Annotated in this window: 13 protein-coding genes and 1 pseudogene; 9 read left to right on the forward strand and 5 right to left on the reverse strand. The window is 59.2% G+C overall.

What is annotated here, in order from left to right:
* The 8 genes from lptC (at position 1) to ACYZTX_RS26015 (ending at position 5,521) form a co-directional block, all read left to right on the forward strand.
* The gene (lptC, locus tag ACYZTX_RS25980; protein WP_462036443.1) at positions 1 to 573 is read left to right on the forward strand and encodes an LPS export ABC transporter periplasmic protein LptC; all 573 of its coding nucleotides are present in this window, start codon (positions 1 to 3) and stop codon (positions 571 to 573) included.
* Positions 560 to 1,108 (forward strand): lipopolysaccharide transport periplasmic protein LptA, encoded by a 549-nt coding sequence (lptA, locus tag ACYZTX_RS25985; RefSeq protein ID WP_449643231.1) that lies wholly within the window; start codon positions 560 to 562, stop codon positions 1,106 to 1,108. The genes lptC and lptA overlap by 14 nt, the downstream gene beginning before the upstream one ends.
* Entirely contained in the window at positions 1,108 to 1,833 is a 726-nt protein-coding gene (gene lptB, locus ACYZTX_RS25990) for an LPS export ABC transporter ATP-binding protein (protein ID WP_282375090.1), read from the forward strand. Before lptA ends, lptB begins: the two co-directional genes overlap by 1 nt.
* Positions 1,834 to 2,016: 183 nt before the next feature.
* The gene (locus ACYZTX_RS25995) at positions 2,017 to 3,510 is read left to right on the forward strand and encodes an RNA polymerase factor sigma-54 (protein WP_462036444.1); all 1,494 of its coding nucleotides are present in this window, start codon (positions 2,017 to 2,019) and stop codon (positions 3,508 to 3,510) included.
* Positions 3,511 to 3,584: 74 nt separating this feature from the next.
* A complete protein-coding gene (gene hpf, locus ACYZTX_RS26000; protein ID WP_007941242.1) occupies positions 3,585 to 3,893 on the forward strand; it encodes a ribosome hibernation-promoting factor, HPF/YfiA family in 309 nt (102 codons plus the stop codon).
* A gap of 12 nt (positions 3,894 to 3,905) precedes the next feature.
* On the forward strand, positions 3,906 to 4,370 hold the full coding sequence (gene ptsN / locus ACYZTX_RS26005; protein WP_462036445.1) for a PTS IIA-like nitrogen regulatory protein PtsN: 465 nt from the start codon (positions 3,906 to 3,908) through the stop codon (positions 4,368 to 4,370).
* A 2-nt stretch (positions 4,371 to 4,372) separates the two neighbouring features.
* Positions 4,373 to 5,230 (forward strand): RNase adapter RapZ, encoded by an 858-nt coding sequence (gene rapZ / locus ACYZTX_RS26010; RefSeq protein WP_462036446.1) that lies wholly within the window; start codon positions 4,373 to 4,375, stop codon positions 5,228 to 5,230.
* 15 nt (positions 5,231 to 5,245) lie between these two features.
* On the forward strand, positions 5,246 to 5,521 hold the full coding sequence (locus ACYZTX_RS26015; RefSeq protein ID WP_462036447.1) for an HPr family phosphocarrier protein: 276 nt from the start codon (positions 5,246 to 5,248) through the stop codon (positions 5,519 to 5,521).
* Here ACYZTX_RS26015 and ACYZTX_RS26020 read toward each other — a convergent pair.
* Both ACYZTX_RS26020 and pmbA read right to left on the reverse strand, forming a co-directional pair.
* A pseudogene (locus tag ACYZTX_RS26020) lies at positions 5,493 to 5,767 on the reverse strand (hypothetical protein); the annotation flags it as partial. The gene ACYZTX_RS26015 and the pseudogene ACYZTX_RS26020 sit on opposite strands and share 29 nt — an antisense overlap.
* A 76-nt stretch (positions 5,768 to 5,843) precedes the next feature.
* Complete coding sequence (pmbA, locus tag ACYZTX_RS26025) at positions 5,844 to 7,190, reverse strand: metalloprotease PmbA (RefSeq protein WP_462036448.1); 1,347 nt, start codon at positions 7,188 to 7,190, stop codon at positions 5,844 to 5,846.
* 108 nt (positions 7,191 to 7,298) lie between these two features.
* On the opposite strand from pmbA, the gene yjgA reads away from it, so the two are divergent.
* Positions 7,299 to 7,823 carry a ribosome biogenesis factor YjgA gene (gene yjgA, locus ACYZTX_RS26030; protein ID WP_033058015.1) on the forward strand — a complete coding sequence of 175 codons (525 nt, stop codon included), beginning with the start codon at positions 7,299 to 7,301 and terminating at the stop codon, positions 7,821 to 7,823.
* A 48-nt stretch (positions 7,824 to 7,871) separates the two neighbouring features.
* On the opposite strand, the gene tldD is transcribed toward yjgA, so the two are convergent.
* The 3 genes from tldD to ACYZTX_RS26045 all read right to left on the reverse strand — a co-directional run bounded on the left by tldD (position 7,872) and on the right by ACYZTX_RS26045 (position 14,096).
* Positions 7,872 to 9,314: a metalloprotease TldD gene (tldD, locus tag ACYZTX_RS26035; RefSeq protein ID WP_033058018.1), complete on the reverse strand. Its 1,443-nt coding sequence runs from the start codon at positions 9,312 to 9,314 to the stop codon at positions 7,872 to 7,874.
* Positions 9,315 to 9,318: 4 nt separating this feature from the next.
* Complete coding sequence (locus ACYZTX_RS26040; RefSeq protein WP_462036449.1) at positions 9,319 to 10,179, reverse strand: carbon-nitrogen hydrolase family protein; 861 nt, start codon at positions 10,177 to 10,179, stop codon at positions 9,319 to 9,321.
* 113 nt (positions 10,180 to 10,292) lie between these two features.
* The gene (locus ACYZTX_RS26045) at positions 10,293 to 14,096 is read right to left on the reverse strand and encodes a YhdP family protein (RefSeq protein ID WP_462036450.1); all 3,804 of its coding nucleotides are present in this window, start codon (positions 14,094 to 14,096) and stop codon (positions 10,293 to 10,295) included.
* Between the last annotated feature and the right edge of the window lie 73 nt (positions 14,097 to 14,169).

A 14,169-nucleotide genomic window follows, 5' to 3' on the forward strand; every position in this document is an offset into this window, starting at 1 on the left:
ATGCTGAGCAAAAAGATTCGCAAATTCCTGGTGTTCGGTTGCATCGCAGCGATATTCGCGGCGGTCGGCTACTGGAACATCAGCCCGGAACGCTTCCTCGACCAGCCACTGGCAAAGGTCGATGAAACCGCGATCGACTATTACGCGGTCAACGCCCACAGCGTGCAGTACCTGCCGGACGGTAAACTGCAATACGAAATGACGTCCGACAAGGTCGAACACCTGAAGGCGACCGAAGTGACGCTGTTGACCAATCCGGATCTGAACCTATTCCGCGGCACCCAATTCCCCTGGCACGTCCAGAGCGAACGTGGCGAAGTCAATCCGGATGGCACTCAGGTCGAACTGATCGACTCGGTGCGAATCACGCGTTTCGACGAGAAAAACCGCAAGACGCTGATTACCACCACCCGCATGACAGTGTTCCCGCAGCAGCAATATGCGCAGACCGATCAACCCGTTAGAATCGACGGCGCTGGTGGTGTCTCGACTGGCAAGGGAATGAAGGCGTATTTGAAAGAAAGCAGGATACACCTGCTATCGAACGTAAGAGGACAGTATGAGGCTCGTTAAAACCCTCCCTATTTTGCTCGGCCTGAGCGCAGCACTGGGAAGCGTGAGCGCCTGGGCTCTGCCGGACGATCAACAGCAGCCTATCCGCATCCAGGCGGACGATGCCCAACTGGACGACAAGAACGGCATTGCCACCTATAAAGGTGACGTGATCATCACCCAGGGCTCGATGAAGGTCACCGGCAATACTGTGACCATGACCCGCACCCCAGCCGGCGATATCGACGTAGTGACTTCGGTGGGCAACCTCGCCTACTTCGAGCAACTGCAAACGGCAGGCGATACAAAGCCGGTTCAAGGCTATGGCGTCACTATCCAGTACCACGCCTCGCAAGACCGTGTCGTGCTGATCGACCGCGCCAAGGTCATCGACAAGGACGGCAACGTGACCCAGGGCGAGAAAATCGTCTATGACACCAACAAAAAGCTCGCCAGCGCCGGTCGCGCTACGGGCAGCAAGGTCACCGAGTCGCGTCCGCGGATCGACATGGTGATCCAGCCGAAAAAGAAAACCGAAGAGCAAAAGGCCCCGTAATGGCAACTCTGAAAGCTCAGCATCTGGCCAAGAGCTACAAGAGCCGTCAGGTCGTGCGCGACGTCAGCCTGTCGATCGACAGCGGTCAGATCGTCGGCCTGCTGGGTCCCAACGGCGCCGGCAAGACCACCTGTTTCTACATGATTGTTGGCTTGGTACAGGCCGATCAGGGCCGCGTACTGATTGACGATCTGGATGTCAGCCACCAGCCTATGCACGGTCGTGCGAAGGCCGGTATCGGCTATCTTCCGCAAGAAGCATCGATCTTCCGCAAACTCTCGGTAGCCGACAACATCATGGCAATCCTCGAGACCCGCAAGGAGCTCGACAAGACCGGTCGTCGCAAAGAGCTGGAAAGCCTGCTGCAGGAATTCCACATCAGCCACATCCGCGACAACCTCGGCATGAGTCTGTCCGGTGGTGAACGCCGCCGCGTGGAAATCGCCCGGGCACTGGCCACCAACCCGAAATTCATCCTCCTCGACGAACCGTTCGCCGGCGTGGACCCGATTTCGGTGGGCGACATCAAGCAGATCATCTATCACCTCAAGGCCAAGGGCATTGGCGTATTGATCACTGACCACAACGTCCGTGAAACCCTGGATATCTGCGAAACTGCTTACATCGTCAACGATGGCCAGCTGATTGCCGAAGGTGACTCTGCCACCATCCTGGCCAACGACCTGGTCAAGGAAGTGTATCTGGGCCATGAGTTCCGCCTGTAAGCACTGAGGTGTCTGGCTAGTCGACCGAGCGCTTGTCTCGATAAAAATCAATACTTTTTTATTGTTACAGCGCTCTAGGCAAACGTTGCAGTTTCAGGCATATAATTTGCTTATGTTTGGCGCCCCGGCGCCCTGTAGTGGATGGCGCATGTGCGCCGGCGAATAAGGTGTTAAGCCCCTGCCATGAAACCATCGCTAGTCTTGAGAATGGGCCAGCAGCTGACGATGACACCGCAGCTGCAGCAGGCCATCCGGCTGCTCCAATTGTCGACCCTGGACCTGCAACAGGAAATCCAGGAGGCCCTGGAGTCAAATCCGATGCTCGAACGCCAGGAAGAAGGCGACGACTTCGATAACGCCGACCCCTTGGCCGACAAAGCCGAACAGCCACCCAACGCCGATGTTTCGGAACCTTCCTACCAGGAAACCGCCCCGACGGTGGACAACCTTGAGGAAGGCGACTGGAACGAGCGCATTCCCAACGAGCTGCCCGTCGATACCGCGTGGGAAGACGTCTACCAGACCAGCGCCAGCAGCCTGCCGAGCAACGATGACGACGAGTGGGATTTCACCACCCGCACATCGGCCGGCGAAAGCCTGCAAAGCCACCTGCTGTGGCAACTGAATCTGGCACCGATGTCCGACACCGATCGCCTGATCGCCGTGACCCTGATCGACTGCATCAACAATCAGGGCTACCTGGACGAAACCCTCGAGGAGATTCTCGAAGCCTTCGATCCGGAACTGGACATCGAACTGGACGAAATCGAAGCCGTCCTGCACCGCATCCAACAATTCGAACCCGCTGGCATCGGCGCCCGTAACCTGGGCGAATGCCTGCTGCTGCAATTGCGTCAGTTGTCTGCCAAGACCCCTTGGCTGGTCGAGGCCAAACGCCTGGTCACCGATTACATCGACCTGCTCGGCAGCCGCGATTACAGCCAGCTGATGCGTCGCATGAAGCTCAAGGAAGATGAACTGCGCCAAGTGATTGAACTGGTCCAGAGCCTCAACCCGCGCCCAGGCTCGCAAATCGAGTCCAGCGAAGCCGAATACGTCATTCCCGACGTGATCGTACGCAAGGACAACGAGCGCTGGCTGGTGGAACTGAACCAGGAGTCCGTGCCGCGACTGCGCGTCAATGCTCAATACGCCGGTTTCGTGCGCCGCGCCGACACCAGCGCCGACAACACTTTCATGCGTAATCAGTTGCAAGAGGCCCGCTGGTTTATCAAGAGCCTGCAAAGCCGCAACGAAACCCTGATGAAAGTAGCCACTCAGATCGTCGAGCATCAGCGCGGATTTCTTGAATACGGCGACGAAGCCATGAAACCGCTGGTCCTGCATGACATCGCCGAAGCGGTGGGCATGCACGAGTCGACGATTTCACGGGTGACCACGCAGAAATTCATGCATACCCCACGGGGCATATATGAACTGAAATACTTTTTTTCGAGTCACGTCAGCACCTCTGAGGGCGGTGAATGCTCGTCTACGGCGATCCGCGCGATCATCAAAAAACTGGTTGCGGCGGAAAATCAGAAAAAGCCGTTGAGTGACAGCAAGATCGCTGGTTTACTGGAGGCACAAGGCATTCAGGTGGCTCGCCGCACCGTCGCCAAGTACCGCGAATCCCTAGGGATCGCGCCTTCGAGCGAACGCAAGCGGTTGATGTAGAGCCACGCCACAGCGTTCCAGTGGCAGGCATTTCTGCCTGCCGCTTTATGCACTGGCAACGAAGGAGAAGCTGTATGCAAGTCAACATCAGTGGACACCAACTGGAAGTGACCGAACCTCTTCGCACCTACATCGGCGAAAAACTCGAACGATTAGAGAGGCATTTCGACAAGATCACCAACGTGCAAGTCACGATGACGGTCGAAAAGCTCAAGCAGAAAATCGAAGCCACGCTGCATATTCCCGGCAATGAAGTGGTCGCAAACGCGGAGCATACCGATATGTACGCGGCGATCGACGCACTGACCGACAAGCTGGATAAACAACTCAAAAAGCATAAGGAAAAGACCCAAAGCCTCCTCCAGGGCGCGACCGGTCGTTAACACTCCCAACCCATGATCCGACTTGAAAGCATCCTGACCCCCGGCCGTTCCCTCGTGAACGTGCCGGGCGGCAGTAAAAAGAAAGCCCTCGAGCAAATTGCCAACCTTATCCACCGCGAAGTGCCGGATCTGGAGATGCAAGATGTTTTCGAGGCTCTGATTGCCCGTGAAAAACTCGGTTCCACCGGTTTTGGCAACGGCATCGCCATTCCCCACTGTCGCCTGAAGGGTTGCAACTCGCCTATCAGTGCCTTGATGCACCTCGACGCCCCCATCGATTTCGACGCCATCGACGGTGCCCCGGTTGACCTGCTGTTCGTTCTGCTGGTCCCGCAAGCTGCCACCGATGCGCACCTGGAGCTTCTGCGCCAGATCGCCAGCATGCTCGATCGTAAGGAAGTGCGCGAAAAACTGCGCAGCGCCCCGAGCAATGAAGCCTTGTATCAGGTTGTCCTGGACGAGCAAAACGGTCAGTAATCATGCGCTTGATCATCGTCAGTGGCCGCTCCGGCTCAGGTAAAAGTACCGCGCTCGATGTTCTCGAGGACAACGGCTACTACTGCATCGACAACCTTCCCGCCGGCCTGTTGCCGGAACTGGCCGAACGCGCGTTGATTCACACCGAGCTGGCACAACCGCTGGTTGCCGTATCCATTGATGCGCGCAACTTGCCAAGTCACTTGTCGCGGTTTCCAGAGTTGCTGGAAGAAGTGCGCAGCCGGCATATCCAGTGTGATGTGCTTTATCTGGACGCCGACGAAGAAACCTTGCTCAAACGCTTCTCGGAAACCCGCCGGCGTCACCCGCTGAGCAGTGCCAATCGCTCACTGGCCGAAGCCATCAACGATGAAACCAACCTGCTCGGGCCGATTGCCGACCTCGCCGATCTGAAAGTAAACACCACCAACCTGAACCTGTATCAGCTGCGCGATACCATCAAGCTGCGCTTGCTGAACCAGCCGGAGCCCGGTACTGCATTTCTGGTGGAGTCTTTCGGGTTCAAGCGTGGCATGCCGGTGGACGCCGATCTGGTGTTCGACGTGCGTTGCTTGCCCAATCCCTATTGGAAGCCAGAGTTACGCGATCATTCCGGGCTCGATCAACCGGTCGCCGAGTACTTGGCGGCGCAACCGGATGTTGAAGAGATGTTCCAGGATATTTCCACATACCTGCTCAAATGGCTGCCACGCTTCGCCGCCAGCAACCGTGCTTATGTCACCATTGCCATTGGCTGCACCGGCGGGCATCACCGCTCCGTCTACCTGACCGAACGTCTGGGCCAGGCCTTGCAAAAAACCCTGAAGAACGTCCAGGTTCGCCACCGCGACCTCAGCTAAAGGATTCACACCGCGATGCCTGCTCTGGAAATTGAAATCATCAACAAACTGGGCCTGCATGCCCGCGCTTCTGCAAAATTCGTTGGCGTCGCCGGTGAATACAAGGATTGCGCGATCAGAGTAGGACGCACACCGGAATCCACGGTCGACGGCAAAAGCATCATGGCAATGATGATGTTGGCCGCTGGCAAGGGCACCAAGATCTACCTGAGCACCGAAGGCGAAAAGGCTGATGAGGCGCTGCAGGCATTGTTGGCTTTAATCAACGACTACTTTGGCGAAGGCGAGTAAGTACTCGCCCTGTAGCAGCTTCAGGCCAACAAAACCCGATCAGCAGCCCAAGACTTGCAATCTTGTCGTGACCACTGCGGCGCGACTCGGGAATCTTCATACCAGCGCAATCACCAGACCTTCCGGCACATCCTGCAAGGCGATGCCCATGGCCAGGCTATTGGCATCGGGCATGCCACCGCCCGCCGATACACCCACCGCCATGCCTTCGGGGATGTTGTGGGCGATGATGGCAAACACAAACAACCCCGAGAAAATCAACGCAAAAAAAGGCGCGCCACCCAACGATGGGTGGCGCGCCTTTTTGTTTAACGGTGAAGCCTTAGCTACCCGCTACCGTCATCCGCTCGATCAGCACCGAACCTGTGCGAATGTTGCTACGCAATTCCAGGTCGTTACCCACCGCAACGATCTGTTTGAACATGTCGCGCATATTGCCAGCGATGGTGACTTCCTGGACCGCAAACTGGATTTCGCCGTTCTCGACCCAGTAACCCGCCGCGCCACGGGAGTAATCGCCGGTGACCATGCTCAGGCCCTGGCCCATCAATTCTGTTACCAGCAGGCCGCGACCCATGCGGCGCAACAAGGCTGCCTGGTCTTCGTCGCCATGGCTGACGAACAGGTTGTGCACGCCGCCGGCATTCGCGGTGCTCGGCATCCCGAGCTTACGGCCGGAGTACGTGCCGAGAATGTACGACACCAACTCGCCGTTTTCGACGAACGGTTTGGCGTAGGTCGCCAAACCGTCTCCATCGAACGCCGAACTGCCCATGGCGCGCATCAGGTGCGGACGCTCATCGAGGGTCAGCCATTCCGGGAACAACTTCTGCCCCAGCGTGCCTTCGAGGAACGATGATTTGCGATACAGACTGCCGCCGGAAATCGCCGAGAGGAAACTGCCGAACAAACCACCGGCCAGTTCCGCGGAAAACAGCACTGGCACTTCACAGGTCGGCACCGGACGCGCGCCCAAACGGCTCGCCGCCCGTTGCGCGGCACGCTGGCCGATGCTCACCGGGTCGGCCAGCAAGCTGCCCTGACGGTTGACGTCATACCAGTAATCGCGCTGCATCTGGCCGTCGGCCTCGGCGATCATCACGCAGCTCAGGCTGTGCCGGGTCGACGCATAACCACCGATAAAACCGTGGCTGTTGCCGTAAACGCGGCAGCCCTGATGAGTGCTGAGGGTGGTGCCGTCGGCGTTCTTGATCCGGCTGTCGGTGGCAAACGCCGCCGCTTCACAGCTCAAGGCCATTTCGATGGCTTGTTCCGGGGTGATGTCCCATTGGTGGAACAGGTCGAAATCCTGCAGATCCTTGGCCATCAGCGCGGCGTCCGCCAGGCCCGAAGCTTCGTCTTCGGAAGTATGCTTGGCGATGGCCAATGCGGCGGCGACGGTTTCGCGAATCGCCTCCGGACCGCTGGCAGAGGTGCTGGCCGAGCCTTTGCGCTGGCCAACGTACAAGGTGATGCCAAAGCCCTGATCGCGGTTGAATTCGACGGTTTCGACTTCTCGCTGACGCACCGAGGTCGACAGACCCTGCTCCAGGGATACCGCCACTTCACAGGCACTGGCGCCCTGGCGCTTGGCTTCAGCGATGATCTGCTCGACTTGTTCTTGCAGTGCCGGCAACGCTTGTGGGCCGACGCTTTCAACTGCACTCATGCTGTTCTCCACTCAAATTCTGCTTTCGGCTGGGGCCTTCGAGCGACCGGGCCGGACAAGCGGCCCCCGACTGGTTATCATGGCGGCGTTTCTTTGCGGACGGCCACCATGGTTGATTCTTACGACGACTCCCTCGATACGGGAGAAAAAAGCAAATCCCAGGTTAAACGCGAGCTTCATGCTCTGGTTGACCTCGGCGAGCGCCTTACAACGCTCAAGCCTGACTTGCTGGCAAAACTGCCGTTGACCGACGCTATGCGCCGGGCACTGGCCGATGCTCCCAAGCACACCGCGAATATCGCGCGTAAACGGCACCTTATGTTCATCGGCAAACTGATGCGCGATCAGGACACTGACGCCATTCTGACTTTGCTCGATCAACTCGATGCCTCCACTCGGCAGTACAACGAACGTTTCCATGGCCTGGAACGCTGGCGCGATCGCTTGATCGCGGGCGACGATGCGGTCCTGGAGAAGTTCGTCGTCGACTACCCGGAGGCTGATCGCCAGCAATTGCGCTCCCTGATCCGTCAGGCCCAGCACGAACTGGCGACCAACAAGCCACCGGCATCGAGCCGTAAAATCTTCAAGTACATCCGTGAACTGGACGAGACTCAACGCGGTTTGCGTTAAATCTCGAATCGGGTGAGCTGCATTGCAGTTCACCCGAAGCTCCATTCCTCAAGATCCTGTGCCACCCACAGTGATCGCATCGATTTTCAGCGTTGGCTGGCCGACACCCACCGGCACCGACTGCCCATCCTTGCCACACGTCCCCACACCGCTGTCCAGCGCCAGATCGTTACCGACCATCGACACCTTGCTCATGGCTTCCGGGCCGTTGCCGATCAACGTCGCGCCTTTGACCGGGGCAGTAATCTTGCCGTCTTCGATCAGGTACGCCTCGCTGGTGGAGAACACGAATTTGCCGCTGGTAATGTCCACCTGGCCGCCGCCAAGGTTGGCGCAGTAGATGCCGCGTTTCACCGAGGCGATGATTTCCGCCGGGTCGCTTTCGCCCGCCAGCATGTAGGTGTTGGTCATGCGCGGCATTGGCAGGTGCGCGTAGGATTCGCGGCGACCGTTACCGGTACGGGCCACCCCCATCAGACGGGCGTTGAGCTTGTCTTGCATGTAGCCTTTGAGTACGCCGTTTTCGATCAGCGTGGTGCACTCGGTCGGTGTGCCTTCATCATCAACGCTCAGGGAACCGCGACGACCGGCCAGCGTGCCGTCATCAACAATGGTGCACAGCTTGGACGCAACCATCTCGCCCATGCGCCCGCTGTAGGCGGAACTGCCCTTGCGGTTGAAGTCGCCTTCCAGGCCGTGGCCGACTGCTTCGTGCAGCAACACGCCGGACCAGCCCGAACCCAGCACCACCGGTAACGTACCGGCCGGCGCAGGGATGGCCTCGAGGTTGACCAGCGCCTGACGCAACGCTTCACGGGCATAGCCCATGGCACGGTCATCGCTGAGGAAATAACGGTAATCGGTACGACCACCACCGCCATGCCCCCCGCGCTCACGGCGACCGTTCTGCTCGACGATCACGCTAACGTTAAAGCGCACCAACGGTCGTACATCGGCGGCCAGGCCGCCATCGGTGGAGGCCACGAGGATTCGCTCCCAGACGCCGGCCATGCTCACGGTGACTTGCTGGATACGCGGATCGAGGGCACGAGTCGCGACGTCGATGCGTTTGAGCAATTCGACTTTCTCGGCACGGGTCATCACTTCCAATGGGTTGTCCGGCCCATACAACTGGGCGACATCCTGAGTGGTGAACGCTTGCACCGTGCCGTTCTGACCGGCGCGCGAGATCGAACGCGCGGCACGGGCCGCAGCGCCAAGGGCTTCGAGAGTAATGGCATTGCTGTAGGCAAAACCGGTTTTCTCACCCGATTGCGCTCGCACACCGACACCTTGGTCGAGGTTGAAGCTGCCTTCCTTGACGATCCCGTCTTCCAGCGCCCAGGACTCGGAAATCTGCCCCTGGAAATACAGATCCGCAGCATCGATACCCGGACCGGCCAGATCGCCGAGCACACCTTGCAGGCTCTCGATCGTTACGCCACCGGGCGCAAGGAGGTGTTCACTGACGGAGGACAACAACTCGCTCATATTTTTACGCCTTAAATTCGTCGTTCCGGGCAGGTCGCTGTGCGCCCTGCGAGAAAAAGCGCCGGTGACTGGACACCGGCATCCGCGCCCTGATGGACGCCTGTTCGCTGCTATCGCGTTCGGCCAGCAGCACGGCCTCGCCTTGGTCCTGTTGCGCCAACACACGCCCCCACGGGTCGATGATTGCCGCATGACCCCAGGTTTCTCGCGGCCCCGGATGGTTTCCACCCTGAGCGGCCGCGAGCACATAACATTGAGTTTCGATGGCCCGCGCGCGAATCAATACATCCCAATGCGCCGCGCCGGTCACCGCGGTAAAGGCCGACGGCGCGGTAATCAACTGCGCACCGGCAGCGCGCAATTCGCTGTACAGCTCCGGGAAGCGCAGGTCGTAACACACGGTCAGCCCGACTCGACCGACGGGCGTGTCCGCCACCACTACCCCACTGCCATAAGCATAGTCATCGGATTCGCGATAACGCCCGCGATTGTCCGCCACATCGACGTCGAAGAGGTGCAGCTTGTCATATCGTGCAACGGTTTCGCCGTGGTCATTCACCAGCAGCGAACAGGCATGCACTTTGGCCTTCGGCTGATCCACCGGCGGCAACGGCAACGTGCCGGCCACTATCCATAACTTGAGGTCGCGGGCGGTCTGTTTCAACCATGGCAGGATCGGGCCTTCGCCCGACGCCTCGGCGCGGCCGATGTCGGCAATGTCGCGACGGCCCATGGCGGCGAAGTTTTCCGGCAGGACGGCGAGTTGCGCACCACCGGCCGCCGCCTGCTCGAGCAGCCGACGGGCCTGGGCCAGATTGGCCAGCACATCGCTCTGGCTGACCATTTGAATCACCGCTACAGACATGGCCTTTCCTTACTTGAGATCCGTACGGCTACCTGTAGGGACTTGCGTAGCCACATAAAAGCCTTTGGTCATGCTACTCCATCGGCCAAGGACGTGGGCTCTGAGAAAGACAGTCAAAAAGGCTTGTCGAAGGTAATTTTCGGCTCTTTCCACGGCCCCTTGACGGTGTATTTGACGCTCGCGAAACGTGCCACACGGTCACCGATCAGCTTGTCGATCAGGAACAGCGCACCGCCGATAGCCGGTGCGCCGACAAGCAGTGCAGCAATCGGCAGGTTATTGGTTACAGGCAAGGTCACCAGCAACTTGGCATCGACCTTGTCGCCCACCAGGTCCAGGGTGCCGTTGAGCTCAATATTGCTCGACGGGCCGGTCATCAGGATCGGCTCGCGGGTCACGTATACACCGTTGGTCGCGACGAGCAGGCCTTTGACCCGGTCGTAACTCAAGCCTTTGCCGAACAGGTCGGAGAAATCCAGGCGCAGCCGGCGGCCGATGGAGTTGAAGTTCAGCAAGCCAAACACTCGCAACGCCTGGGCGCCGCCCTCTATTTCAACAAACTTGCCTTTGTTCAGCGAAGCATCGAGGGTTCCGGAGAAGCGCTTGGTGGCCAGCCAGGCCGGCGAACCGGGCCAGCGACCATCGACATCCATATGAAAGTCTTCACTGGTGACACTCGGCGCAAAGCCCCAGCCCTTCAGCACATCGGCGAGATTCTTGCCACTGATCCGGCCTTTGTACCAACTGCTGCTGGAACCGGGCATGCCTTCCCAACCGCCGCTGCCCTGCAAGAGAATGCCCTTGAGGCCAAGATCCAGCGTATTAAACGCAATGCCCTTGGCGGTCGGACGGACTTTCAGATACCAGGCCCCGACGAGGTCCTTGCCCTGGAACAGCTGATTGATGGTGATATCCAACGCCGGAATCTTCGTCGGATCCACCGAGGCCAGCGGATCTGGCGAGTTTTCGTCGGCCTGGACCGTCGGGTCTGGCGCCGGCAAACGCACGTATTGCAGATTGATCGCAATCGGCGCGGCTTTCGCATCGGGGAGGCTGGCGCTGCCCTTGACCTGCTGACTGTCGAGTTGCAAGGCCCACGCGGTCGGTTTGCGGTTCAATTGCACCGACGCCTGATCGAGCGTGGTTCCGATTCCGCTGAGTTTGCCGACCTTGAAGTCCGCGCTGCTGAGCAACTGTTTGGCGCTGCCGCCCGGGTCTTGGCCAGCATACTTGTCCACCAGATCCTTCCACGGGCCGACATCCAGTTCCGACAGCACGCCTCTAACTCGCAAGCCCTTGGCGCCGGGCAACACGGCATTGCCGCCCCCCAGGAACAACTCGCCACGACCGTCGGCGAAATTACCGGGCGGTGCCGCAAACGTGAAGTTAGCCAGCTCACCGTAGTTGACCCAGTAGCGTCGCTCCGGCCCCTGCAGGGTCATGCGGAACGTGGTGTCGCGGCCCACATCGGCAGCCATGCCGAACGGCGCCGGCAAATCGATTGCTACGCCCTTGAGGTTGGAGCTGACCATCAATTGACTGTCGGCACCTTCAAGGTTCAGTTGCAGCTGATAAGGGATCACCCCGGCCACTGGCAACGGCTGAGTAACGCTCAGCCAGTCAGTCAGCTTCTTGACCTCGACCTGACCCGAAGCGGTGACGCGAGTCCTGAGGTTGCCGGGGCCGCCATCGGCGAAAATCTGTGCGGTGACAGGTTTATCGAAGGCGCGTGCGGTGATGTTTTGCCCGCTCAAACCCTTGGTGCTGTCGAAACGGAAATCGCCCTTGAGCTGAGTCAACTCCAGGGTTGGCTCGGCCAGTTTCAAGCGGGCCTTAGCGGTCTTGAAGTCGACGAGGATCTTCGGCTGCTCGCCTTTGGCCAGCGGTATATCCAGTTTCAGCTTGCCCTGCAGATCGCCCTCACCTTCCCAACCGGCAAAGGTGGCTGCGGTGCCGATCGGCGCTTCCTGAAGAATCTTCAGACCATCGCCCAACCCGCCGGCGAATCCACCGTCGAGAAACAAGTGGACGTTTTGCCCCGCAGGCGCATGGGGAATATTGACGTAAATGTCGCTGACCTGGGTATTGAGCAACTGACCCTTGCTGGCGAGGACCCGCACGCCGCTGTCCTCAACAAACACGTCACCTGTGACCTTGCTGACAGGTGGCCAGCCTGGCTGGAAGGCCAGTTCGGCATCGTGAACCTTGAAAAACAGGCTGATGCTGCGGGCAGTATCAGCGGCACCGTGGTTCAACGACCCTTGGTACTGGAAGAAGCCTTCGTCCACCGCACCTTTGAGAATCGCCGTACGCAGCCATTCGTCCAGCGCCGGGCTGAGCATTTTCGGCAGGTACTTGGCGGTGTAACGCCCGTCGCCGTCCACCAGACCGACCCGCAGGTCCATGTAATCTTCCTGGGTGTGATCGAAATGCAGGCGGATCAGAAAGTCGCCGGCAATCTTGCCTTCTTCACCCAGTACCTTCAGGTACGGTGCGATCAAGGTGAAGGCGTCTTTGTCGAGTTTCCAGGTCAGCCGGGCATTGGCCTGAATGTACTGCCATGGCTTGGCGAAGATCGGGTCCAGGTGCAAGGAAAAATCCTTGCTGTCCATGCGCAGCTCGCCACTGCCCAGATCACCGCTGATGCTGCCACTGACATTCCGTGCGGCCGGGGCACCGTGATAGGCATCGAAGCCGACCCGATCCAGGTTGGCGGCAAAGCTGAGCTTGCTGTCGTCGGTGGCATTGGGCCGGAAGTCGATCAGCACGTTGCGCAGGCCACCTGTCACCTTGAGTCGCTCGACGGCCGTGGCAACGCCTTCGGGCAGCGGCCCCAAAGCATTCAGTACCGGGGTGATCGGGGTGAGGTCGAGGCGGTCGGCTTGCAGATGCCAAAGCTCTTCAATCTTGTCGGTAGCCGCGCTTTGTTTGAGTTGCAGGTGCGATTCCCAGCGGGTTTCGCCGAGGTTCATGGCCAGCGAGTCCAGGGTGATCAGGACGCCTTCGGAACTGCGCTTGAAATAGCCATTGAGCGCCAGATTGTTGATCTGGATCGGCTTTCGCTCGGCGTACGCGCCCTTGAGTTGCGGCGCGTTCAAGCGAATCGCAGCACTCTGCAGGGCGCCCTTGTTCCAGTTTACCCAAAGCTCGCCGCCGGCCTTGAACTCGGAAAAATTCCATTGTTGGGTCAGGCGCTCAGGCAACCATTTCGACCAGTCGCTTTGCGGCAGGCTCAAATAAGCTTCGGCCTCGCCGTCTTTCCATTCGCTGGCGCGCAGACGGGTACGCAGACTGATGGCCACCGGTTGTCCATCGGGCAGGGTCAAACGGGCGTCGAGTCGCTGGCGGGAGACGCCAGTTTTCAGATTCAGGCCGACATAAGTCAGGGTCAGAGGCTGCTCTTGCAGTGGCTGCAAAGTGATCTGGCTATCGAGCACCGAAAGCTGCTGAACCGTCTGCATGCGATTGAGCAATTGTTGAGGATCCAGCGGCTGATCCCGCTGCACCGGCAAACCTTCCAGCGCCCAATGGCCGTCCTCGCCTTCTTTGAGGCTGATCTTCAGGCCGCTGAGTTCCAGGTGAGCGATGCGCACTTCGCGAGCCAGCAGGCTCTCCCACAGATCCGGCACCACGCGAACCTGATCCAGACGCAGGGCATTGGCGCCCTCGCCGACCATGACATCGTGAGCCAGCATCATCGGCGCAAAGCCGCTCCAGTTGCCTTCCAGTTCGCCGATATTCAGCGGCATGCCCAAGGCAGCACTGGCTTTGGCTTCGACTTCGGCACGGTACTCGGCCACCAGCGGCGTCAGCTCTCGGCCGAGGCTGACGTATAACGCCATCAACACCAATACCAACGCGCACAGGCCCAGACCCCAGCGGGTCAATGCGGCCAAAATGCGTGTCAGACGCTCCATGTCAGTTGGCTCCCATGGCAAAAATACTGCAAAAAGCTGAAGCCAGCCGTTCTATTAGGGGTGAAATACAGCG

The sequence above is a fragment of the Pseudomonas sp. MDT1-17 genome (genome assembly GCF_054898105.1).